Origin of the sequence: Verrucosispora sp. WMMA2121, assembly GCF_027460185.1 — a bacterium.
Classification (GTDB): Bacteria; Actinomycetota; Actinomycetes; order Mycobacteriales; family Micromonosporaceae; genus Micromonospora; species Micromonospora palythoicola.
This window is the reverse complement of the sequence record NZ_JAPZBH010000006.1, coordinates 763,345-786,029: the sequence shown is the minus strand read 5'-3', so window position 1 is coordinate 786,029 and position 22,685 is coordinate 763,345. Positions and strand designations below refer to the sequence as shown.

Here is a 22,685-nt window from a genome sequence, read left to right as displayed (position 1 = left end):
TGGCATTTGCCAGATGCCACAACTGCATGATCGATGAGGAGAGGGTGGGGTGAGGGTGGGTGGGTGAGGTGTGGGACCCGGCTCGTGGGGTGGTGTTGAGGGAGGTTGGGGAGAGCTCCGTCGGGGATGTGGACGCGGCGGTCGAGCGGGCGCAGCGGGCGTACCAGCGGTGGCGGTGGGTGAGTCCGGCGGAGCGGGGCCGGTTGTTGCGACGGTTCGCGGCGGTGGTGGACGAACACCTGGAGGAGCTGGCGCGGCTTGAGGTGGCCAACGCCGGCCACACCATCGGCAACGCGCGCTGGGAGGCGGGCAACGTCCGGGACGTGCTGGACTACTACGCCGGGGCGCCGGAACGGCTCACCGGGCGGCAGATCCCGGTGCCGGGCGGGTTGGACGTCACCTTCCACGAACCGCTCGGTGTGGTCGGGGTGATCGTGCCGTGGAACTTTCCCATGCCCATCGCCGCCTGGGGCTTCGCCCCCGCGCTCGCCGCCGGCAACACGGTGGTGCTCAAGCCCGCCGAGCTGACGCCGTTGACCGCGTTGCGGCTGGCCGAGCTGGCCGACCAGGCGGGTCTGCCGGAGGGCGTGTTCACCGTGCTGCCCGGGCGGGGCAAGGTGGTCGGCGAACGGTTCGTCAGCCACCCGGCCGTCCGCAAGATCTGCTTCACCGGGTCCACCGAGGTGGGCACCCGGATCATGGCCGGCTGCGCGAGCCAGGTGAAGCGGCTCACCCTGGAGTTGGGCGGCAAGTCGGCGAACCTCGTCTTCGCCGACGCCGACCTGGAGCGGGCCGCCGCCACCGCGCCGTACGCGGTCTTCGACAACGCCGGCCAGGACTGCTGCGCCCGGTCCCGGTTGCTGGTGCAGCGTGGGGTGTACGACCGCTTCCTCGAACTGCTCGAACCGGCGGTACACGCCTTCCGGGTGGGTGACCCGGCCGACGAGAGCACCGAGATGGGACCACTGATCTCGGCCGGGCAGCGGGACCGGGTCGCCGGGTACGTCGAGGATTCGCGGGTGGCGTTCACCGGTTCCCGGCCCGACGGCGCCGGCTACTGGTACCCCCCGACCGTGCTGCTCGCCGACTCGCCCGGGGACCGCCACTGGCGGGAGGAGATCTTCGGTCCGGTCGTCTCGGTGCTGCCCTTCGACGACGAGGCCGACGCCGTCCGGCTGGCCAACGACACCGAGTACGGTCTCTCCGGCTCGATCTGGACCCGGGACGTGGGCCGGGCGCTGCGGGTGGCCCGGGCCGTCGAGGCCGGCAACCTGAGCGTCAACTCCCACTCCTCGGTGCGGTACTGGACGCCGTTCGGCGGGATGAAGCGCTCCGGCCTGGGCCGGGAACTGGGGCCGGACGCCCTGCACGCGTTCACCGACGTCAAGAACGTCTTCGTCAGCACCGAGGAGTGAGCATGCAGGGACGGTTGCGGGACCGGGTGGCCGTGGTGACCGGGGCGGCCAGCGGTATCGGGCTGGCCACCGTGCGGCGGTTCGCCGCCGAGGGTGCCCGGGTGGTCTGCGTCGACATCGACACCGAAGCCGGCCAGCGGGCCGCCGACGAGGTGGGCGGGAGTTTCGTCGCGGCCGACGTGGCCGACGAGGCGGCGGTACGCGATCTCTTCGACGGGGTGGTCGAGCGGTACGGGCGGGTGGACGTCGCCTTCAACAACGCCGGCATCTCCCCGCCGGACGACGACTCCATCCTGGAGACCGGGCTGGACGCCTGGGAACGGGTGCTGCGGGTCAACACGACGAGCGTCTACCTCTGCTGCAAGCACGTCATCCCGCACATGCGCCGGCAGGGGCGGGGCTCGATCATCAACACCGCCTCCTTCGTGGCGTTGATGGGCGCGGCCACGTCGCAGATCGCGTACACCGCGAGCAAGGGTGGGGTGTTGGCGCTCACCCGGGAACTGGGCGTGCAGTTCGCCCGGGAGGGCATCCGGGTCAACGCACTCTGCCCGGGACCGGTGGCCACGCCGTTGCTGCGTGAGCTGTTCGCGGCCGATCCGGAGCGCGCCGCCCGCCGGCTGGTGCACGTGCCGATGGGCCGGTTCGGTGAACCGACCGAGATCGCCGCCGCGGTGGCCTTTCTGGCCAGCGACGACGCCTCGTTCATGACCGCCGCGCAGTTCGTCGTCGACGGCGGCATCACCGGCGCGTACGTCACTCCGCTGTGATCGCCCGTGCACAGCAGGTGACGACTCTCGGTCGCTCGCGCCGTCACCGACGTTCACCTGGAGCTGAACAGCGTCCGAACCGCCGGATGCGTTACGTTGCTGATCCGTCTGGGTAGAAGGCGGATCAGGGCATTGGTGATCGGGCGCGGTGCAGGACACGGCCGGGGAGGCTGCATGAACTCGGCCCAGGGGGGCGTGGACGATGGTCAGCCGTCCGCAGCGGAAAGCGGGACGTCGCCGCTGCTCGCGGCGGCATTCGCGGGCGGCGGCGAGATGGGCGCCCTGCTGCGTGACCGCGACTGGTCGGCGAGTCCGCTCGGTCCACCGGAGCGCTGGCCGACCTCGCTGAGCAACGCCGTCAGCACGATGCTCGCCTCGAAGGCGCAGATCGCCATGTTCTGGGGCGAGGACCTGCGTGCCTTCTACAACGACGCCTACCGGCCGACCATCGGCGACAAGCATCCCGCCGTGCTGGGCGAGCCCGCCCGGGAGCACTGGGCGGAGACCTGGGACGTGCTCGGGCCGCTGCTGACCAGCGTGCTGCGCGGCGGCGAGGCGTACCAGGCCCGCGACCATCACTTTCTGCTGGATCGACACGGCTTCGTGGAGGACGTCTACTTCGACGTCTCGTACGATCCGATCCGCGACGTCGACGGCATGATCAGCGGGGTGCTCTGCATCTGCAGCGAGACCACCGGGCGGGTGCTCGGCGAACGCCGGCTGCGGGCGCTGGCCGAACTCGGCTCGGAACTGGCCGATCCGGTGCGCAGCGCGGAACTCGGCCAGGTCGCGGCGGCAGTGCTCGACCGGCACCGGGCCGACCTCCCGTTCGGGCTGCTCTACCTGCGCGACGACAACGGACGTCTGCGCCTGGCCGGGGTGAGCGGAGCCGTCAGCGTCGCCGCTGATCCGCCCGCCGCGCTGCGGGAGCTGGGCGCGGTCGGCGTCGCAACGGCGGTGGCCACCGCCGAGCTGCTCGGCCGGGTTCCGCCCGATGCCGCCGACGAGGCGGTGGTGCTGCCGATCAGCGCGACCAACGACCCGGCCGGGGTGCTGGTGCTGGGAGTGACCCGGCGCCTGCCGCTCACCGAGGACTACCGCACGTTCCTCGAACTGGTCGCCGCGCAGATCTCCCGGGCGGTCGGCAAGCAGCGGGCGTACGAGCAGGAACGGGCCCGCGCCGCCGAGCTGGCCGCCCTGGACCTGGCCAAGACCAACTTCTTCGCCAACGTGAGTCACGAGTTCCGCACCCCGTTGACCCTGGTGCTGGGCCCGTTGGAGGACCTGCTCGCGGACCCGGGGCTTGGCGAGGACCACACCCAGCGGCTGACCGTGATGCACCGCAACGCGTTGCGGCTGCTGAAGCTGGTCAACACGGTGCTCGACTTCTCGCGGCTGGAGTCCGGGCGGCTGGTGGCGCACTACGAACCCACCGATCTGGCCGACTACACCTCCCGGGTGGCCAGCACGTTCCGCTCGGCCACCGAGCGCGCCGGCCTGCGGTTGGTGGTGGACTGCCCGCCGCTGGCGGAGCCGGTCTTCGTCGATCCGGACATGTGGGAGAAGATCGTCCTCAATCTGGTCTCCAACGCCCTGAAGTTCACCTTCGAGGGTGAGATCAGCATCCGGGTCCGTGCGGTCGACGGTGCCGCGCAGTTGGAGGTCTCCGACACCGGGGTGGGCATCGACGCGCGGGAATTGCCGCACGTGTTCGAGCGGTTCCACCGGGTGCCGGGGGTGCGTTCCCGCAGCCACGAGGGCACCGGGATCGGCCTGGCCCTGGTGCGCGAACTGGTCGAGATGCACGGCGGCCGGGTCAGTGCCACCAGCCAGGTCGACGTTGGCAGTACCTTCCTGGTCACCGTCCCGTTCGGTGTCGGGCATCTGCAGGCCGACCGGGTGGCCGATGCCGAGCCCGCCGCGCACGCCATCCGCGAGCCACGGCAGGCCCCGCTCTTCGTCGCCGAGACCGTGCAGTGGACCGCCGGCGCTGTGGCGACCGCGTCCCGCCCGGCGTCGACCGACGACTCGACCGTGCCGGACGCCGACGCCGCGACGCAGCGGGCACCCCGGCCCCTCGCCGTCGTGCCCGCCGGTCGCGTGCTGGTCGTCGACGACAATCCGGATCTGCGCGAACACGTCACCCGGTTGCTCGTGCCCACCTGGGAGGTGAGTACCGCCGCCGACGGCGTGGAGGCGCTGCGACGCGCCACCGAGAGCGCCTTCGATCTGGTGTTGACCGACGTGATGATGCCGCGCCTGGACGGCTTCGGGCTGGTCGCCGCGCTGCGCGCGGACCCGCGTACCCGGTATGTGCCGATCGTGCTGCTCTCCGCCCGCGCCGGCTCGGCCGAGGAGGTGGCCGGGTTGTCGGTGGGTGCCGACGACTACCTCACCAAACCGTTCTCCGGGCAGGAGTTGATCGCCCGGGTCCGGGCGAACATGGCCCTCGGCCAGCTACGTAACCAGATCATCCGCCGGCTGCGTGCGCTCGCGGACGCGGCGGTCGCGGTCAACACCGCGCGATCCACCGCCGACGTGCTCCAGATCGCCGCCCGTCACGCGTTGAGTCTCGCCGAGGCCGTCCGGGTGGTGGTCTCCGCCGGTGGCACGCGCTACGAGGCCGACGGCGGCGGGCCCAGCAGCGCCGAGCCGTCCTTCGTCCTGCCGCTGACCGGAGTGGCCGACCAGCCGCTCGGTGAGCTGCGGGTGTGGCATCCGACCGGGGAGAGCACCGACGCCGACGAGGCCGCGTTGACCCAGCTCGCCCGCCTGGTCGGGGTACGCATGGAGAACGCACAGCTCTACGAGGCCGAGCACCGCATCGCCACCACCCTTCAGCACAGCTTCCTGCCCCGTACCCTGCCGCAGCTGCCCGGAGCCGTGGTGGCCAGCCGCTACCTGCCGGGCAGCGCGGACGTCGAGGTGGGTGGCGACTGGTACGACGTGGTGGCCCGGGACGACGACGAACTCATGCTGATCATCGGTGACGTGGTCGGCAAGGGGGTGCCGGCGGCGGCGGCCATGGGCCAGCTGCGCAACGCGCTGCGCGCGTACGTGCTCGAGGGTTTCGATCCCGGCGAGTCGTTGACCCGGCTGAACCGGCTGGTGGGCTCCACCGAGCAACGTTCGTTCGCGACGGTCTTCTGCCTGTGGTTCAGCCCCCGGACAGGTCGACTGCGCTACGCCAGCGCCGGGCACCCTTCGCCGCTGCTGATCCGGGGCGACGACGTGGCGTTCCTGCACGGGCGGGCGCTCGGGCCGCCGGTCGGTGCCATCGCGGGCACCGAGTACGAGACCGTCTCCGGCGAGTTGCGGGCCGGTGACCGGCTGCTGCTCTACACCGACGGCCTGATCGAGGACCGGCAGCTCGGCATCGACGACTCGTTGGCCCTGCTGCGCGCCGACGCGGCCCGCTCCGGCGAGCACGTGGCCGACCTGATCGACGCGGTGGTGGCGCGGGTCGCCGGCCGGCCCCGCCGGGACGACGTCGCGGTGCTGGCCCTGGAGGCGGTGGAACTCAACCGGTTCGCGCTGCGGCTGCCCGCCGACCCGACCCGGCTGAGCGTGCTGCGCAAGCGGCTGGAGGACTTTCTCGTCGCGCACCGGGTGGGCGAGACCGACCTGTTCGACCTGACCGTGGCGGTCTCCGAGGCGGCGGCGAACGCCATCGAGCACCCGGTCGACCCGGTGGAACCGGTGGTCGAGATCGAGGTGCGGGTCGAGGACCGCACGGTGGTGGCGACGGTGTCGGACAGCGGGCAGTGGCGGGAGTCGACCGGCTCGGGCTTCCGGGGTCGCGGACTGTCGCTGATCCGGGCACTCGGGGATCTCTCGGTCGAACACACCCCCGAGGGGACCCGGCTCACCCTGCGCCGCGTGCTGACCGGCTGACGCCCGGCCTGCGGTGGTCGCGGTCAGGCCGGATGCAACCAGGGTTGACTTCCCAGACCGGCGATCTCCAGCACCCGGCTGACCTGCCGGGACGGCAGGACCGTCAACGCGTCCGGATAGTGGCCGGCCAGCCGGACCACCGCGTGAATCGCCGCCGAGTCGAAGAAGGTGACCGCCCGCAGGTCGAGAGTCACCCGGCCGGCCGGCTCGCGCAGCACGGTCTGGAGCATGGTGTCGGCGGTCGCCATGTCGACCTCGCCGGTGACCACCACGCTCAGGTGATCACCATCGGTCTCCGCGTTGGCGGAGAAATCGGGAGGTGCGCCCCCTTGATCCACGCAGACACCTTGACACAGTGGTTGTGGTAGGGCAACAACCGCTCGCGAGGACCGGTGGCGGGGGTCACTGACCGGGCGGCGATAGGCTTGCGTCATGACCGTCCGTGCGCCGCTGACCCCCGGCACGCTCTCCCCGTGGCGGCCGGTGCCCGCCCACATCGCCCGCCCGGAGTACGTCGGCAAGAAGGCCCCCCGGCCCTGGCGGGGATCGCACGTGCAGACCCCGGAGACCATCGAGAAGATGCGTCTGGCCGGGCGGATCGCCGCCCAGGCCGTGCAGCTGGCGGGGGAACACTGCAAGCCCGGCGTGACCACTGACGAGATCGACCGGGTGGTGCACGACTTCCTCATCGACCACGGCGCCTACCCGTCGACCCTGGGCTACCGGGGCTTCCCGAAGTCCTGCTGCACCAGCCTGAACGAGGTGATCTGCCACGGCATCCCCGACTCGACCGTGCTCGTCGACGGCGACATCATCAATGTCGACGTCACCGCGTACATCGGGGGCGTGCACGGCGACACGGACGCGACGTTCTGCGTCGGCGAGGTGGCCGAGGAGAACCGGTTGCTCGTCGAGCGGACCCACGAGGCGATGATGCGGGGGATCCGTTCCGTCGCCCCGGGGCGACAGATAAACGTGATCGGCCGGGTCATCGAGTCGTACGCGAAGCGCTTCGGCTACGGCGTGGTCCGTGACTTCACCGGCCACGGCATCGGCGAGTCCTTCCACAGCGGGCTCTACGTGCCCCACTACGACAGCCCGCGCCCCACCGACGTGATGGAGCCCGGAATGACCTTCACCATCGAGCCGATGATCACTCTCGGCACCTACCAGTACGACCTGTGGGACGACGGCTGGACGGTGGTCACCAAGGACCGGAAGTGGACCGCCCAGTTCGAGCACACCGTGCTGGTGACCGAGGACGGCCACGAGATCCTGACGCTGCCGTGACCGAGACCCCGGCCGCACTGCGCGAGCACCACCACGCCGACGTCTCCGGCGGCTGGCTGCGCCCGGCGGTGTTCGGGGCGATGGACGGCCTGGTCACCAACATCGCCCTGATCGCCGGCGTCGGCGGCGGCGGGCTCTCGCCCCGCACCATCGTGCTCACCGGCACCGCCGGCCTGGTCGCCGGCGCGATCTCGATGGCGCTCGGTGAATACACGAGCGTGCGGTCCGCCAACGAGCAGATCGCCGCGGAGGTGGCCAAGGAACGCCGGGAGCTGGAGCGTCACCCGGAGGCCGAGGCCCGCGAGCTTGCCGACATGTGGGTCGCCCGGGGGCTGCCCGAGCACCTCGCGATCCAGGTCGCCGAGGCGGTACGCCGCCACCCGGAGCAGGCGCTGCGGATGCACGTGCAGGAGGAGTTGGGCGTCAACCCGGACGAACAACCGAACCCGTGGGCGGCGGCGCTCTCGTCGTTCCTCTGCTTCTCCGTCGGGGCCCTGGTGCCGCTGCTGCCGTACCTGTTCGGCGCGACCAGCCTGGCGCTCGCCCTGGCGGTCGGCGGGCTCGGGCTCTTCGTCGCCGGTGCGATCGTCTCCCGGTTCACCAACCGCCGGTGGTGGTCCGGCGGGCTGCGCCAACTGCTGCTCGGTGCCGCCGCCGCGGTGGCGACGTACCTGATCGGTGCGCTGATCGGAGTCCAGGGCGGGCTCGGCTGAGTCAGCCGTCGAGCAGGTCGTCGATGGTGCCGTCGACCGGGCGGCCACGGGCGGTGAGTTCCGCCGACTGACGGGCCAGCACGGCACCCACCTCGGTCATGTCCGCACCGGCGAGCCCGGTTCGCCGTACCGCGTCGCCGGGATCCCGGAAGTAGGTGCGGCTGAGCAGCCCGCTGACCGTGGCGGCGCCGAGCCGGGCCTCGCCCAGCATCAGCAGGGCCTGGTCGGTCTCGTACCACTCGGCCAGCCGGGCCGCCCGGGCATGCGCGGCGCTGCCCCGGTACCAGGCCCGCCGGGCGGCCGAGGTGAACTCGGCCGGGCGGGCCCGGGCCAGCCGGCCGAGGTGCTCGTCGCGCAGCGTGGCGAGCCATCCGGTCGGATCGTGCAGCGCGCGCGTGGTCACGTACCGGTCGGCGGTCAGTGGCCACCGGCTGGTCAGTTGCCGCGCCTGGCGCAGCCGCTCCTCGGCGGCGACGACGGTCAGATCGACGAGCACGCCGTCCACCCGTCGGGTCGCCGGCGGCGGTCCGGTGCCGGGCCGGTAGGTGGCCACCAGCAACCCCACCTCGCCGTCGCCCCCACCGTCGTCGTCGCCGTGCGCCAGCGGACCGTGGACCGCGACCGCGAGCACGTCGGCCGGGAACCGCCGCCGGACGGCCGCGGCGACCCGCTCGGCCACGTCCCACCGGGGATCGTCCCGGTGTTCCTGGACACCGTCCACGCCGACCACCCCGCGTTCACGCCACCCACTGTGACCTGTCGGTCACCGCACACCCTAACGTCTGTGCCGGACTCCCCGGTCGAACCGAGGCAGAGGTCAGGTGCGGCGGCCGGGCTCGGGCACGAGTCGGAAGATCCGGATCTGGCGGCCACCGGCCCGCGCCACGTACGTCTCGTAGGCCGGCCACTGGTCGACCAGCAGTTTCCACAGCCGGTCGCGCTCGGCGCCGGTGGCCACCTCGGCGCGTACCGGGATCCGGCGGCCCTTGACGTCCACCTCGGCCCTCGGTTCGGCGAGCAGGTTCAGCGACCACGCCGGCTGGTGGGTCTGGCCCCAGTTCGACCCGACGACCACGTACCCATCGCCGTCGGGCACGTAGAGCAGCGGGTTGCTGCGTGGCCGACCAGACCGGCGACCGGTCGTGGTGATCACCAACGACGGTACGAGCCCGAGGGCGACCACCCGGCCCCGGGTCAGCCGCCCGACGGCCCGATCGACGGGTACCAGCAGCCGGACGGTGGCACCGAACCATCGGTACCGGCCGACCCGGCGGGTGAGGCTTCCCAGCACGGACATCCGCACAGTCTGGCGGGTGGGGCACCGGTCAGTCCAGACGGCGTTCCACCGGTAGCCGGGACCGGGTGAACAGCGCCGCGCCGAGCATCGCCACCAGCGGCACCACCACCAGCACGCCCAGGGTCAGCCAGGGCATCACCAGCGGAAAGGGCGGTTCGATCGGCCATCTGTCGGCGTACCGCTGGTTGGTGAAGGCCAGCACGATCAGGGCCGAGGCGAGTCCGGCGACGATGCCCAGCGCCGAGCCGAGCACCGCGATCACGCCAGCCTGGCAGAGCGAGAGCAGGCGGCGTACGCCCGGCCCCGCACCCACAGCGGCGAGGGTGGACAGGTCGGCCCGTCCCTCGGCGGCGGCCAGCCCGGTGGCGATGCCGGCGGCGCCGACGGTGACCACCGCGGAGACCGCCGCCAGCAACAGCAGCAGCGGCCGGGTGTCGTCGTAGTCCCGGTTCCGTTCCACCGAGACCCCGGCGGCGCCCAGCGGGCGGAGTGCGGCGGCGAGGTCGTCCTGTCGTTGCTCGTCCGGTGGCTGCCGGGCGTCCAGCGCCCAGCCGACCTGCCAGGTCCTCAGCCCGAGCCGGTCGGCCGCGACGGGCGAGAGCAGCAGCCAGTGCTCACCGAGCCCGGTGTGCAGCGCGTGTCCGGGCACGGTGGCGATGTCCGCGGGCCGCGTCTCGTCCCCGTGTTCGACCCGGAGATCCAGGCGGTCGTCGTGGAGGAAGCGGGCGTCGGTTATCACCGCACCGCCCGCGCGCAGCGTGGCGGTGGCGGCCGCGACGTCGGCCGGTGCGACCCCGGTCAGCAGCCGCAGCGCGGTGCCGTCGTCCACGGCCACCCGCAGGTACGGGCCGTGCGGTTCGTGGTCGTGCTGGCAGCGTGGGTCGGCCCGGGCCAGCAGCTGGTCGGCCGCGCTGAGCGGCTCGTACGGCTGCCAGGGGCAGACCCGCTCGGCAGGCATGGTCGCGGTGATCGTGCAGGCGTAGAAGTCCGGCGAGCAGCCGGCCGCCACCAGCGGAGCGATCGTGTCGGCACCGAGCAGCCGCCGCGCCGGGCCGCTGATCTCGTCGAGGGTGGGCGGGCGGTCCGTCGCGGGATCGCCGCTGGTGGTGACCAGCACGGTGTGCTCCGGCAGCAGCGCCCGGTTCTGCTGCTCGTTGCGCGCGTCGTCGCTGGCCAGGAAGAGCCCGAGGGCGACGCTGCCGGCGACCGCGGCCATCACGGCGGAGATGGCCGGCGCGGCCGACGCACGGTTGCGGCTGGCGTCGCGTACCGCGATCCGGGGCGCCAGCGGGAGGAACCGACCGAGCCGGGCCAGCAGTCCGACAAGCGTCGGGGTGGCGAACACCAGCCCCAGTTCGCCCATGACCAGTCCGGCGAGGATGACCGACTGCGAGGTGACGACCGCACCGATCGCGGCCACGACGGTGCCGCCGGCGGCCAGCGCGACGCCGATGCCCAGCCACCGGCGCCGGTGGACGGGCGGGGTACGTCGTCCGGCGAGCCCGGCCACCACGTCCTGCCGCGCGGCCGTCCATGCCGGTGCCAGTGCGGCCAGCACCCCGGCCAGCACCGCGACAAACGCGATCACGACCAGGGCGGCGGGCCAGACACGGTAGCCGCCGAACCGCTGCGAGAAGATGAACTGCTCGACCAGGGGGCGGCCGGCGAAGGCGGCGGCGATGCCGAGCGCGATTCCGGTCACGGCGCCGACTCCGCCCAGCACCACGCCGTCGGCGAGCACCACCCGGCGCAGCTGCACCGCATCGCCACCGGCCACCGCGACCAGAGCCAGTTCCCGTCGCCGACGGCGCACTCCGACGGCGAACGCGGGCCCGACCAGGAGCACCACCTCGAGCAGACCGAGCCCGCCGATCAGCACACCGGTACTGACCTCCTCCAGGCTCATCCGGCCCGTGGACGAGTCGACGTGCTGGGGCAGCTTCCCAGGCGGAGCGGGCACCCGGGCGGCCACCACGACACCGTTGCGGTTGAGGTGCCGGAAGAGGTCGTCGGTGAGCGGGCCGGACAGGTCGGCCAGGAACGCCTCGTCGGGATTGGTCTCCACCGGCGCCCCGGCGGGGTGCAGGAGGACCATCGGGGTCAGTTGCTCGGGGAGTTCGGCCACGCCGACGACCGTCCAGGTGCGGCTGCCGTCCGCGGCGGCGACCCGGTCTCCGACGTCGACGCCGAGGCTGCGTCGGGCGGCCAGGTTCACCGCGATCTCGTCGGCGGCGGCCGGTACCCGGCCCCGGTGGACCCGGGCCAGGCCGCGCCCGAGGGGGTCGGTCAGGTCGATCACGGTGGCGGCGATGTCGTCCCGGATCCGGTCGCCCTGCCAGGCACCGAACGGCACCCAGCGACGCACCGGCAGTACCCGGCTGCCCTCCGGCAGCAACGCGGCGACGTGTTCCGCGGTGATCTCGGCGGTGGGCGGCTGGTCCCGGTCGCCGGAGGTCCAGCCGCTGCCGTCGGAGTTCTGCTCGACCGGACCGCGTCCCACCACCCGAAGTTCCGCGTCGGCGTTGCCGAGCCGGCGTTCCATCTGCTCGCCCGGCGTCAGCCGCGCCATGTCGACGCTGACCGCGACGAAGCTCAACGCCAGCACCGGCAGGACGATCATCGCCAGCACCAGGGTGGTGCGCCCGCGAGCCCGCCTCGCCTCCCGTCGGGCGATACGCAGCGCCGCCCGCCACGAGCCGAGCGCCTCGGCCAGCCGCCCGCCGCCGGTCGGTCCGGACGGTCGACCGCTCACCGGCCGCTGCCGCTGAGCAGGGCCTCCACGCCGGCCAGCGGGGCGGTCGAGTCGACCGTCACGCCGTCGCGCAGGAAGACCACCCGGTCGGCCCAGGCGGCGTGGCGCGCCTCATGGGTGACCAGCACTCCGGCGGCCCCGGCGTCGACCCGGCGGCGCAGCAGTCGCAGCACCGCCTCCCCGGTCTGCGAGTCCAGCGCCCCGGTCGGTTCGTCGGCCAGCACCAGTCGCCGCTGCCCGACCAACGCCCGGGCGATGGCGACGCGTTGCTGCTGGCCACCGGAGAGCTGGTCCGGGAACCGGTCACCCAGCTCCGACAACCCCACCTCGGTCAGTGCGTCCAGGGCCAGCCGGCGGGCCGCCCGTACCCCGGTGCCGTCCAGTTCGAGGGGGAGGGCGACGTTCTCCACGGCGGTCAGGCTGCCGATCAGGTTCAGGTTCTGGAAGATGTACCCGATGCGGCGGCGGCGCAGCCGGGCCAGCCCGCGCCGGTCGAGGGCGTGCAGCGGCTGCCCCTCGACGTGCACCTCACCCGCGGTCGGGCTGTCCAACCCGCCGGCCAGGGTGAGCAGGGTGGACTTGCCGGAGCCGGAGGGGCCCATCACGGCGACCAGCTCGCCGGGGCGCACGGCCAGGCTCACCCCGCGCAGGGCGTGTACCGCCGCCGGGCCGCTGCCGTGCGTGCGATGCACGTCACGCAGGTCGAGTACGGTGTCGCCGGCCGGGGCGGGAACGGCCTGGTCGGAGGGCGCGGCGGAGTCGGACGCGGCTCGCGGGTCGGGGGCGGCCGGCATCCGTCCGCCGCCGGTCGTCACCGTCGTGCCTCCTCACCACTGTGGCCCACCGCCTCGGAGAGGGGCGCTGGGCCGGCGGCCGGGGGGCGGTGCCGTACCAGACTGCTCTCACAGTGGTCGAGCCAGCGCACCTCGGCCTCGGCCTGGAACACCATGGCGTCCAGCACCAGCCGCCACGGCAGGTCCTCCGGCCGGTCGCTGGCGTACTTCAGCCTGGTCAACTCCTGGAGCGTGCGCATGGTGGCGGTCCGTTGGGTCTGGACCACCGAGCGGACGTCCACCCCGGGGGTGGTCAACGCCAGCGCCAGCTTGATCGCCAACTCGTCGCGCGGGCGGTCGCTGCGGCTGATCGGGGTGGCGAACCACAGGGCCAGGTCCGCCCGCCCGGCGTCGGTGATCTCGTACGGCCGTTGGCCGGCTTCGCTCTCCGGCAGCGACCTGACCAACCCGTCCCGCTCCAGCCGGGACAGGGTCGTGTAGACCTGCCCGATGTTCAGCGGCCAGGTGGCGCCGGTCGACTCCTCGAAGGCGGCCCGGAGCTGGTAGCCGTACATCTGCCCGCGTTCGAGCAGGGCGAGCAGGCCGTGGCGGATGGACATGGACCGGAGTATGCATACCTGGTATGCGGACCGCAACCGGCGCGGACGTGAGTTCGACTACGCCCGGGTGGGTCCGCCGGGCCGGTTCAGCTCGGCCGGCCCGGGAACGGCACGGTCAGCGGGGCGATTCCGGCGCTGCGCCGCCAGCGGGTCGCCCGGACCGCGTACTCCACCAGGGCGGCCAGGGCCCGATCCCGATCGGCGCCGGTGCTGACCGGCAGCGCCGCCCGCCAGAAGGCCGCGGTACGTTCCTCCACCTGCACGGCGAGCCGCAGGGCGCTGGCCCGGTCGGTCACCGGGAAGGGCAACGCGTACCCGGGCCGATCCGGCGGAACGCTGCCGCCGTCGGTACTCAACTGCACCACGAGCGCGTCCCGGCGAGCCCGGTGGGCGGCCTCGGCCTCGGCCGCGGCCTTGCGTTCGGCCCCGCTGAGTCGTACCCCGACGGGGCCGTAGGCCCAGATCGCGGCGTACTCGGCGGTGAGGGCGTCGGCGAGCGCCTCGGTGGACTCGCTCATCGCAGCGCCTCCAGGTGGGTGGCGCGGGCGGCGGCGACCGACCCGAGCAGCGCGACGCGCTCGGCGGGTGCCTCGGCGCAGGCCCGGATCGCCGCCTCCCGGCCGGCGCGCTCGGACCTGCGCAGTGCGGCCAACGTCGCCGAGCGGTCCGTCGGCGGCGAGCCTGACGGGGTGGCCGTGGGCGCGGCGGAGGCGGTAGCCGCACCGGTCAGCCGGGCGATCTCCGTGGCGTGTGCCTCGTGTGACTCGGCGAGCGGCAGCAGCCGGGCGGCCAGGTCGGGGTGGGCGGTGGCGGCGGCGCGCAGACCGGCCGCGAGCTGTCGGGACTCGTCCAGCAGCGGCGCGAGCGGATCGGGTGGCGGCGGTGGCTCGTCGCGGTCGAGCAGGCCGCAACCGGCCAGCGGAGCGGCGGCCCCACCGAGCGCCAGCAGCGCACCAGCCCGCAGCAGGCCGCGTCGGGAAAGCTCGGAGGCGTCGTCCTGCCGCGTCGTTCTGCCCATCGCCACCGGACAAGTCAACACCATGGCCGTGCGGTGTGTCCGGCGGTGGCGTCGGTGCGCCGCCCGGGCCGTCGTCCCGGCGGCGCGTTACGCTCTGCGCAGCCACCGGCGCGTCCGCACCGGTGGCGTGCCGGCATGGCGTCGGCGAGCAGCGGAAGGGTTCTTCGGATGACGCAGCGTGGCCGTGCCACCAGGACGACGGGTCGACCCCGCGGTGGCCAGGCTGCACGCGCGGGTCAGACCTCCCGCGGTGACCTCGCCGCCCGCCGCGAGCGGCTGCGCTCGGTGATCGCGCCCGTGGTGCAGGCCGCCGGCTACGACCTGGAGGATCTCACCGTCTCCCGGGCCGGCCGCCGGCACGTGGTGCGGGTGATCGTCGACGCCGACGGTGGGATCAACCTGGACGCGGTGGCCGACGTGTCGCGCGCGGTCTCCACCGCGCTGGACGCGGCGGAGGAGAGCGGCGGCGACATCGTCGCGGGGGAGTACCAGCTCGAGGTCAGTTCGCCGGGGGTGGACCGTCCGTTGACGCTGCCCCGGCACTGGCGCCGCAACGTGGGGCGGCTGGTGCGGGTGACCGTACGCGGTAACCCGCCGTCCGGGGGCGACCGGCAGGTCACCGGCCGGGTGGTCGACGCCGACGCCGAACGCGTGGTGCTGGAGACCGACACCGACCGTACGCAGTGGGCCTACGCCGACCTCGGCCCGGGCCGGGTGCAGGTCGAGTTCACCCGCCTGGACGAGTTGGCCGAATCAGAAGACGTCGACGACGATGATGTGGAGGACGAGGAGAGGTGAACATCGACCTCGCGGCGCTGCGCGCACTGGAGCGCGAGCGGGAGATCCCGTTCGACACGATCCTCGCGGCGATCGAGACCGCGCTGCTGACCGCGTACCGGCACACCGAGGGTGCGCAGTCGCACGCCCGGGTGGAGATCGACCGGAAGACCGGCGCGGCACTTGTCTACGCCCAGGAGTTGGGCACCGAGGGCACCGTGGAGCGGGAGTGGGACGACACTCCGCACGACTTCGGTCGGATCGCTGCCATGACCGCCAAGCAGGTGATCCTCCAGCGGCTGCGGGAGGCCACCGACGAGGTGCACTTCGGTGAGTACGTCGGCCGCGACGGCGACCTGGTCACCGGGGTGGTGCAGGCGCACGAGGCGCGGGCCGAGAAGGGCATCGTCACCGTCGACCTGGGCAAGCTCGAGGGTGTGCTGCCGCAGTCGGAGCAGGTGCCCGGCGAGCGGTACACCCACGGCGAGCGGATCCGCTGCGTGGTGGTGCACGTGGCCAAGGGAATGCGTGGCCCGCAGATCACGTTGTCCCGCACGCACCCGAATCTGGTGAAGAAGCTGTTCGCCCTGGAGGTGCCGGAGATCGCCGACGGCACGGTCGAGATCGGCGCGATCGCCCGTGAGGCGGGTCACCGTACGAAGATCGCCGTGCGTTCCACCGCGGCCGGGGTCAACGCCAAGGGCGCCTGCATCGGTCCGATGGGCCAGCGGGTCCGGGCGGTGATGAGCGAGCTGCACGGAGAGAAGATCGACATCATCGACTGGTCGGACGATCCGGCGACCTTCGTCGGTAACGCGCTCTCCCCGGCCAAGGCGTTGCGGGTCGAGGTGGTCGACCTGGCCAACCGGGCCGCGCGGGTGACCGTTCCGGATTTCCAGCTGTCGCTCGCGATCGGGCGGGAGGGGCAGAATGCCCGACTTGCTGCCCGGCTGACCGGTTGGCGAATCGACATCCGGTCCGACGCCGAGCCGGCCGCCCCCGCCGGGCAGGCTGCGGCTGATCACGTCCGGGAACCGGGCGGAGCGGTGTCGGGTAGCTAGGGGTAGACTTCCACCAGTGGCACGACGCGCGCTGCCGGAGCGCACCTGTGTGGGTTGTCGACGGCGCGCACCGGCCAGTGAACTGCTGCGGATCGTCGCGATTGGCGACGAGGCTGATGTCAGCCTCCGACCCGATCCGACCCGCACGCTGCCGGGTCGGGGAGCGAACATGCACCCGGATCCGGCCTGCTTCGCGCAGGCAGTGCGGCGTCGTGCCTTCGGGCGCGCGCTGCGTGTCGCCGGGGTTCCGGATGACGGGGCCCTCGCGGAGTACCTGACGCGTCAACCACCACGTCCGGTCACCCGACCGGACGAGGGCCGCTAGCAAGGTAGGACGACCGACATGAGCACACGATGAAGTCCCAGAAATGATCAGGCTTCAAGTGCACGAGTGAGGTCGCTGCGGGTGCTGCCCGCACGACCTCGGAGTGAGGAGTGCAGTGGCAGGTAAGGCCCGCGTACACGAGCTTGCAAAAGAGCTCGGGGTCGAAAGCAAGACCGTACTCGCCAAGCTCAAGGAGATGGGCGAGTTCGTCAAGTCCGCGTCGAGCACCGTCGAGGCGCCTGTCGCCCGACGGCTGCGCAACGCCTTCGTCGCCTCGGGCGGCTCCGGAGCCCCGGCGGCCGCGCCGCCGGCCGCACCGGCTCCGACGGCGGCACCGACCCCGTCGCCGACCCCCGGCGAGCCTCGGGTCACCGCCAAGCCGACGCCGCCACGGCGTCCGGCGGTGCCCGGGCCGAAGCCGAAGGGTCCGGTGCCCGGTCCGCCGCCGCCGGCGGCCCCGGTCGCCAAGCCGGCGAGCGCTCACGACATCGAGGTGGCCGCCGCGGAGGCGCGTGCCGCCGCCCTGAAGGCTGAGCAGGAGGCCGCGGTCAAGGCCGCCCAGGCCGCCCGCCAGCAGCAGCGGGACAACGTTCGCCGGGAGCCCCCGGCCGACGGTGGCGCCCGTCCGGGTCCCCGACCCGGTCCCGGCGCGATGCCGCCCCGCCCGGGTTCCCCGGCCGCGGGTCGTCCCGGTCCCACCAACCCGGGTCCGGGTGGCCGGCAGGGTCGCCCGCCGGCGCGCGGCGCCGGTAACAACCCCTTCGGCATCCAGGGCAGCCAGCAGCAGCGGCCGCCGGCCGCCGGTGCCGGTGGTTCCCGGCCCAGCCCGGCGTCGATGCCGCCGCGGCCGAGCCCGGCCTCGATGCCGCCGCGGCCCAGCCCGGCCTCGATGCCGAGCCAGCGTCCGGGTCGTCCCGGTGGCCCCGGTGCCGGTCGCTCCGGTGGCGGCGCCGGTCGTCCCGGTGGCGGCGGTGGCGGTGGCTACCGCGGCGGTCCGGGTGGTGGCGGCGGTGGCGGTGGCTATCGCGGTGGCCCCGGTGGCGGCGGCGGTGGCGGTGGCTACCGCGGTGGCCCCGGTGGCGGCGGCGCTGGCGGTGGATTCCGCCCGGGTGCGCCGGCCGGCGGCGGCGGTCGCCCCGGCGGCGGTGGTCGTGGCCGTGGCGGCGGAGCCGCTGGTGCCTTCGGGCGTCCGGGCGGCAAGCCCACCCGTGGTCGCAAGTCCAAGAAGCAGCGCAGACAGGAGTTCGACAACCTGTCGGCTCCGACCATGAGCTCGGGTGCCCCCCGAGGTCAGGGGCAGACGGTGCGCCTCTCCCGTGGCGCCTCGCTGTCGGACTTCGCTGACAAGATCAACGCCAACCCGGGTTCGCTGGTCCAGGAGATGTTCAACCTGGGCGAGATGGTCACCGCGACCCAGTCGTGCTCCGACGACACGCTGCTGCTGCTGGGCGAACACCTCGGCTTCAACGTGCAGATCGTCAGCCCGGAGGACGAGGACCGCGAGCTGCTCGCGCAGTTCAACATCGACCTCGACGCCGAGGTCGCGGAGGACCGCCTGGTCAGCCGGGCGCCGGTGGTGACCGTCATGGGTCACGTCGACCACGGTAAGACCAAGCTGCTCGACGCGATCCGCAAGGCGAACGTCGTCGCCGGCGAGGCCGGAGGCATCACCCAGCACATCGGTGCCTACCAGGTCCACGTGCCGCACGAGGGCGAGGACCGCGCGGTGACGTTCATCGACACCCCGGGTCACGAGGCGTTCACCGCCATGCGTGCCCGTGGTGCCCAGGTGACGGACATCGTGATCCTGGTCGTCGCGGCCGACGACGGTGTCATGCCGCAGACCATCGAGGCGTTGAACCACGCCAAGGCGGCCGAGGTGCCGATCGTGGTCGCGGTCAACAAGGTCGACAAGCCGGAGGCGAACCCGGACAAGGTCCGCCAGCAGCTGACCGAGTACGGCCTGGTCGCCGAGGAGTACGGCGGCGAGACCATGTTCGTCAACGTGGCCGCGAAGCCCGGCATCGGCATCGAGGAACTGCTCGAAGCGGTGCTGCTCACCGCCGACGCGTCGTTGGAGCTGACCGCTCCGACCGACGGGCCGGCGCAGGGTGTGGCCATCGAGGCGCACCTGGACAAGGGCCGTGGTGCGGTCGCGACGGTGCTGGTGCAGAAGGGCACCCTGCGGGCGGGCGACTCGATCGTCGCCGGTGGGGCGCACGGCCGGGTCCGGGCGATGCTCGACGAGAACGGCAACCAGGTCACCGAGGCGGGGCCGGCGCGTCCGGTCATGGTCCTCGGTCTGACCGCGGTGCCGGGCGCGGGCGACACCTTCCTCGCCGCGGCGGACGACCGCACGGTGCGGCAGATCGCCGAGCAGCGGCAGGCCCGCCGGCGGGCGGCGGCGTTCGCCAACTCCCGTGGCCGGGCCACCCTCGAGACGCTCATGGAGCAGCTCAAGGAGGGCGAGAAGACCTCGCTCAACCTCATCCTCAAGGGCGACGTCTCCGGTTCGGTGGAGGCCCTGGAGGACGCGCTGTTCAACCTCGACATTCCCGAGGAGGTCCAGCTCAAGGTCCTCGACCGGGGCGTCGGCTCGATCACCGAGAGCAACATCATGCTCGCGAGCGCCTCGTCCGAGCCGGTCACGATCATCGGCTTCAACGTGCGGGCCTCGAACAAGGTCCGCGAGATGGCCGACCGCGAGGGCGTGGAGATCCGGTACTACACCGTCATCTACCAGGCCATCGAGGAGATCGAGGCGGCGCTCAAGGGTCTGCTCAAGCCGGAGTACGAGGAGGTCGAGCTCGGCACCGCGGAGATCCGCGACGTGTTCCGCTCGTCCAAGATCGGCAACATCTCCGGTTGCATCGTCCGGTCGGGTGTCATCCGACGGAACGCGAAGGCGCGCCTGCTGCGCGACGGCACGGTCGTGGCGGACAACCTCACGATCAGCTCGCTCAAGCGGTTCAAGGACGACGCGACGGAGGTCCGGGAGGGCTTCGAGTGCGGTCTGACCCTGGGTGGTTACAACAACGTCCAGGTCGGCGACGTGATCGAGACCTTCGAGATGCGGGAGAAGGTTCGCGCCTGATCCTGCGGTGACGCACTGGTCAAGGGGTTTACGCCGGTCGGCGTAAACCCCTTGATCATGTGGGGTGGGGTGCGGGTAGTGTCCGCAGCGATGTACACCGCAACCGCAGTTTTCGACCTGCTGCTGCCGGGGGACTCCCGGTCGCTGAAGGCCAAGAGGTCGTACGTGCGGCCGATCGTCGCGGCGCTGCGCCGGTTCGACGTGTCGGCCGCCGAGGTAGGGGCGCTCGACCTGCACGGACGAGCGGAGATAGGAGTGGCGGTGGTGGCCGCCGAGGCGGCACATGCCCGCGAGGTGCTCGACTCGTGCGAGCGTCTGGTGGCGGGCCGTCCGGAGGTCGAACTGCTGTCAGTGCGTCGTCGGTTGCACGGCGACGACGACTGAGCCGGTTGGCCGCCGCCCCGCACGCCGGGGCGGACGGCGCGGGTAGGGTTCGAGTGTTGGGGTCGGTGCGGGCTCCGGTGACGCCGGCGTCACCGGAGCCCGGCCGGTAGCGGGACGCCGTGGAGGTGGCGGAGATGACGGATGCGGCCAAGGTACGCCGGCACGCGGAGCGGGTGCGCGAGCTGGTCGCGTCGGTGGTGCGGAGTCAGATCAAGGACCCCCGCCTCGGCATGATCACCATCACCGACGCCCGGATCACCGCCGACCTGCGGGACGCCACGGTCTTCTACACCGTGCTCGGCGACGCGGCGGCCCAGGCGGGGACCGCCGCCGCGCTGGACAGCGCCAAGGGCATGCTGCGCAGCACGGTCGGCAAGGCGCTCGGGCTGCGCCACTCGCCGACGCTGACCTTCGTCCTGGACGACGTCCAGGATCAGGTCAAGCACATCGACGACTTGCTCGCCGCGGCCCGCAACGCCGATGCCGAGGTGCAGCGCCTGGCGGCACGGGCCGAGTACGCCGGTGAGGCGCAGCCGTACCGCCTCGACGAGGACGACAGCGGCACCGAGGACGAGGACGAACCAGACGGAACCGCCGACCAGGCCCGGGGCGGGGACCGGCGGTGACCGTCCCCTCCGGTGGTGCCGTGACCGAGCCGGATCCCGCCGTGCGGCGACAGCCCGGCCCTGGCCGGGTGGGTTCGGCCGGCAGTGGCGCGCCGGCTCCGGCCGCGACGGCCGGCCTGGTCGACCCGGCCGGGTCGAGTCCGTCCGGGCCGACCGAGGCCGACTGGGCCGCCGCGGTGGCGGCGGTCCGCCAGCTGCCGGCCGACGGCCGGGTGCTGCTGATCTGTCACGTCAACCCGGACGGGGACGCGCTGGGCAGCATGCTCGGCTTCGCGCTCGGGCTGCGGCGGCTCGGGGTCCACCGGGTGCAGGCCACCTTCCCCGGTCCGCCGGAGGTGCCCGAGCCGTTGCGCGGCCTGCCCGGGCTGGAACTGCTGGTACCGGAGGCGGCGGCGGAACCCGAGCCGGACCTGGTCATCTGTTTCGACGCGGCCAGTGAGTCGCGGCTCGGCGAGCTGGCCGGCCGGTTGACCGGGAAGGGCACCGCCCTGGTGCTCGACCATCACGCCTCGAACCGCGGCTTCGGCGACGTGAACCTGGTGGACCCGGCGGCGGCGGCGACCTCCGTGCTCGCCGAGCAGTTGCTGGAGCGGCTCGGTGTGCCGCTGGACGCCGGCATCGCGGAGTGCCTGTACGTGGCGCTGAGCACCGACACCGGGTCGTTCCGGTTCGACGCGACCACCCCGGCGGTGCACGAGATGGCGGCCCGGTTGCTGGCCACCGGGATCCGGCCGGGTGACATCTCGCGACGGGTGTTCGACAGCCGGCCGTTCGGCGCGGTGCGGCTGTTCGGTGAGGTGCTCGGGCGGGCCCGGCTGGAGCCCGAGGAGGCCGGCGGGCAGGGCCTGGTCTGGACCTACGCGACCCTGGACGACCTGGCCCGCCACGAGCAGCGGCCGTACGTGCTGGAGGCGCTCATCGATCCGGTGCGCTGCACCGCCGAGGCCGACGTCAGTTGTGTGGTCAAGCAGACCGCGCCGGCCGTGTGGGCGGTCTCCCTGCGCAGCAAGGGCGCGACCGACGTGAGTCGAGTGGCGGTCGCGCTGGGCGGCGGTGGGCACCGGTTGGCCGCCGGTTTCACCGGCCGTGGCACGGTGGACGAGGTCGTCGAGCGGATCCGGACCCAGTTGCGGGCGTACGACCCGGAGAGCGACGCCGACCAGCAGGGGTGATTTCAGGGTCGACTCCGGGGCGTCGAGACTTCGGCACCTGGACAGGGCGGGGAGAATCGGATGATGGAGCAGCCCCACGACCTCACCGTCGACACCCCTCGCACCTGGGAGCGGCCGGTCGTCTGCGTACCGGTGCTTGTCGCCCTCTCCCTGGTGGGTGGCCGCTTCCCGTCCTTCTCGACCGAGGCCAACGTCTATGTGTTCGGTGCTGGCGGGGTGCTGATCTGGCTCGGCCTGACCAAGCGGGTGCAGGCTCGTCCGGCGCCGGAACGGTTGCGGCCCGGTGCGGTCTGGTGGACGCTGCCGGTGGTGGTCTTCGGGATCTTCGAGGGGGTCACCTTCATCGCGGCGGCCGGTGACGACTTTCCCACCTTCTCCCTGCTGGCCGACCCGCTGCTGGAGGACCGCCTGGTCCGGTCCGCGGCCTGGTTGGTCTGGCTGTCGGCGTTCTGGGGACTGGTGCGGCGATGATGCGGGCACTGGCGATCGGCGGGTTCCTGGTCGGGTTGGCGCTGTTCGGGCTGGTCGAGTGGCTGGCCCGACGGGAGGGCTCGAAGATCCCGACGCTCGGCGAGCTCTGCGGGTACGTCATGCGCTACGAGGTGGGGCCGGTGCCGGTGGGCCGGATCGGCCTGTTCGGCTTCTGGTGGTGGATCGGCTGGCACTTCCTGGCCCGATGACGGTGCGGCAACCTGTCCAGATCG

Annotated in this window: 22 protein-coding genes; 14 read left to right on the top strand and 8 right to left on the bottom strand. The window is 72.8% G+C overall.

Features of this window, described 5'->3' with window-relative positions:
• Positions 1-59 precede the first annotated feature (59 nt).
• The 3 genes from O7605_RS12520 (at position 60) to O7605_RS12510 (ending at position 6,079) form a co-directional block, all read left to right on the top strand.
• Complete coding sequence (locus tag O7605_RS12520) at positions 60-1,415, top strand: aldehyde dehydrogenase family protein (RefSeq protein ID WP_269739346.1); 1,356 nt, start codon at positions 60-62, stop codon at positions 1,413-1,415.
• Positions 1,416-1,417: 2 nt separating this feature from the next.
• On the top strand, positions 1,418-2,185 hold the full coding sequence (locus tag O7605_RS12515; RefSeq protein ID WP_269739345.1) for a 3-oxoacyl-ACP reductase: 768 nt from the start codon (positions 1,418-1,420) through the stop codon (positions 2,183-2,185).
• Positions 2,186-2,359: 174 nt separating this feature from the next.
• Positions 2,360-6,079, top strand: a complete 3,720-nt coding sequence (locus O7605_RS12510) for a SpoIIE family protein phosphatase (RefSeq protein ID WP_269739344.1) — start codon at positions 2,360-2,362, stop codon at positions 6,077-6,079.
• A 23-nt stretch (positions 6,080-6,102) separates the two neighbouring features.
• On the opposite strand, the gene O7605_RS12505 is transcribed toward O7605_RS12510, so the two are convergent.
• Positions 6,103-6,417, bottom strand: a complete 315-nt coding sequence (locus O7605_RS12505) for an STAS domain-containing protein (RefSeq protein ID WP_269739343.1) — start codon at positions 6,415-6,417, stop codon at positions 6,103-6,105.
• 94 nt (positions 6,418-6,511) lie between these two features.
• Between O7605_RS12505 and map the strand changes: the two genes are divergently transcribed.
• Entirely contained in the window at positions 6,512-7,369 is an 858-nt protein-coding gene (gene map, locus O7605_RS12500; protein WP_269739342.1) for a type I methionyl aminopeptidase, read from the top strand.
• A complete protein-coding gene (locus O7605_RS12495; RefSeq protein ID WP_269739341.1) occupies positions 7,366-8,082 on the top strand; it encodes a VIT1/CCC1 transporter family protein in 717 nt (238 codons plus the stop codon). The genes map and O7605_RS12495 overlap by 4 nt, the downstream gene beginning before the upstream one ends.
• Position 8,083: 1 nt before the next feature.
• On the opposite strand, the gene O7605_RS12490 is transcribed toward O7605_RS12495, so the two are convergent.
• From O7605_RS12490 to O7605_RS12460, 7 genes are all read right to left on the bottom strand, one after another.
• Positions 8,084-8,803 (bottom strand): nucleotidyltransferase domain-containing protein, encoded by a 720-nt coding sequence (locus tag O7605_RS12490; RefSeq protein WP_269739340.1) that lies wholly within the window; start codon positions 8,801-8,803, stop codon positions 8,084-8,086.
• Between the two features lie 96 nt (positions 8,804-8,899).
• Entirely contained in the window at positions 8,900-9,379 is a 480-nt protein-coding gene (locus tag O7605_RS12485; RefSeq protein WP_269739339.1) for a nitroreductase/quinone reductase family protein, read from the bottom strand.
• Between the two features lie 28 nt (positions 9,380-9,407).
• Entirely contained in the window at positions 9,408-12,131 is a 2,724-nt protein-coding gene (locus O7605_RS12480; protein ID WP_269739338.1) for an FtsX-like permease family protein, read from the bottom strand.
• On the bottom strand, positions 12,128-12,946 hold the full coding sequence (locus O7605_RS12475; RefSeq protein WP_269739337.1) for an ABC transporter ATP-binding protein: 819 nt from the start codon (positions 12,944-12,946) through the stop codon (positions 12,128-12,130). Before O7605_RS12475 ends, O7605_RS12480 begins: the two co-directional genes overlap by 4 nt.
• Positions 12,943-13,524, bottom strand: coding sequence for a PadR family transcriptional regulator (locus O7605_RS12470; protein WP_269739336.1), 582 nt, complete (start codon positions 13,522-13,524; stop codon positions 12,943-12,945). The genes O7605_RS12475 and O7605_RS12470 overlap by 4 nt, the downstream gene beginning before the upstream one ends.
• Before the next feature lie 86 nt (positions 13,525-13,610).
• Positions 13,611-14,042 (bottom strand): ferritin-like domain-containing protein, encoded by a 432-nt coding sequence (locus O7605_RS12465; RefSeq protein WP_269739335.1) that lies wholly within the window; start codon positions 14,040-14,042, stop codon positions 13,611-13,613.
• Positions 14,039-14,491 (bottom strand): hypothetical protein, encoded by a 453-nt coding sequence (locus O7605_RS12460; RefSeq protein WP_269742616.1) that lies wholly within the window; start codon positions 14,489-14,491, stop codon positions 14,039-14,041. Before O7605_RS12460 ends, O7605_RS12465 begins: the two co-directional genes overlap by 4 nt.
• A gap of 219 nt (positions 14,492-14,710) precedes the next feature.
• Here O7605_RS12460 and rimP point away from each other — a divergent pair, with 219 nt between their 5' ends.
• From rimP to O7605_RS12415, 9 genes are all read left to right on the top strand, one after another.
• Complete coding sequence (gene rimP / locus O7605_RS12455) at positions 14,711-15,340, top strand: ribosome maturation factor RimP (RefSeq protein WP_269739334.1); 630 nt, start codon at positions 14,711-14,713, stop codon at positions 15,338-15,340.
• A complete protein-coding gene (gene nusA / locus O7605_RS12450) occupies positions 15,337-16,380 on the top strand; it encodes a transcription termination factor NusA (protein ID WP_269739333.1) in 1,044 nt (347 codons plus the stop codon). The genes rimP and nusA overlap by 4 nt, the downstream gene beginning before the upstream one ends.
• A 16-nt stretch (positions 16,381-16,396) precedes the next feature.
• On the top strand, positions 16,397-16,705 hold the full coding sequence (locus O7605_RS12445; protein WP_269739332.1) for a YlxR family protein: 309 nt from the start codon (positions 16,397-16,399) through the stop codon (positions 16,703-16,705).
• A 115-nt stretch (positions 16,706-16,820) separates the two neighbouring features.
• Entirely contained in the window at positions 16,821-19,799 is a 2,979-nt protein-coding gene (gene infB, locus O7605_RS12440) for a translation initiation factor IF-2 (RefSeq protein WP_269739331.1), read from the top strand.
• Positions 19,800-19,889: 90 nt separating this feature from the next.
• Positions 19,890-20,183 carry a DUF503 domain-containing protein gene (locus O7605_RS12435; protein ID WP_269742615.1) on the top strand — a complete coding sequence of 98 codons (294 nt, stop codon included), beginning with the start codon at positions 19,890-19,892 and terminating at the stop codon, positions 20,181-20,183.
• A gap of 134 nt (positions 20,184-20,317) precedes the next feature.
• Complete coding sequence (gene rbfA / locus O7605_RS12430) at positions 20,318-20,809, top strand: 30S ribosome-binding factor RbfA (protein WP_269739330.1); 492 nt, start codon at positions 20,318-20,320, stop codon at positions 20,807-20,809.
• Positions 20,810-20,925: 116 nt separating this feature from the next.
• On the top strand, positions 20,926-21,981 hold the full coding sequence (locus O7605_RS12425; protein WP_269742614.1) for a DHH family phosphoesterase: 1,056 nt from the start codon (positions 20,926-20,928) through the stop codon (positions 21,979-21,981).
• A 63-nt stretch (positions 21,982-22,044) separates the two neighbouring features.
• Positions 22,045-22,452 carry a hypothetical protein gene (locus tag O7605_RS12420; RefSeq protein ID WP_164445986.1) on the top strand — a complete coding sequence of 136 codons (408 nt, stop codon included), beginning with the start codon at positions 22,045-22,047 and terminating at the stop codon, positions 22,450-22,452.
• Positions 22,452-22,661 (top strand): DUF6186 family protein, encoded by a 210-nt coding sequence (locus O7605_RS12415; RefSeq protein WP_199172386.1) that lies wholly within the window; start codon positions 22,452-22,454, stop codon positions 22,659-22,661. Before O7605_RS12420 ends, O7605_RS12415 begins: the two co-directional genes overlap by 1 nt.
• The last annotated feature ends 24 nt before the right edge of the window (positions 22,662-22,685 follow it).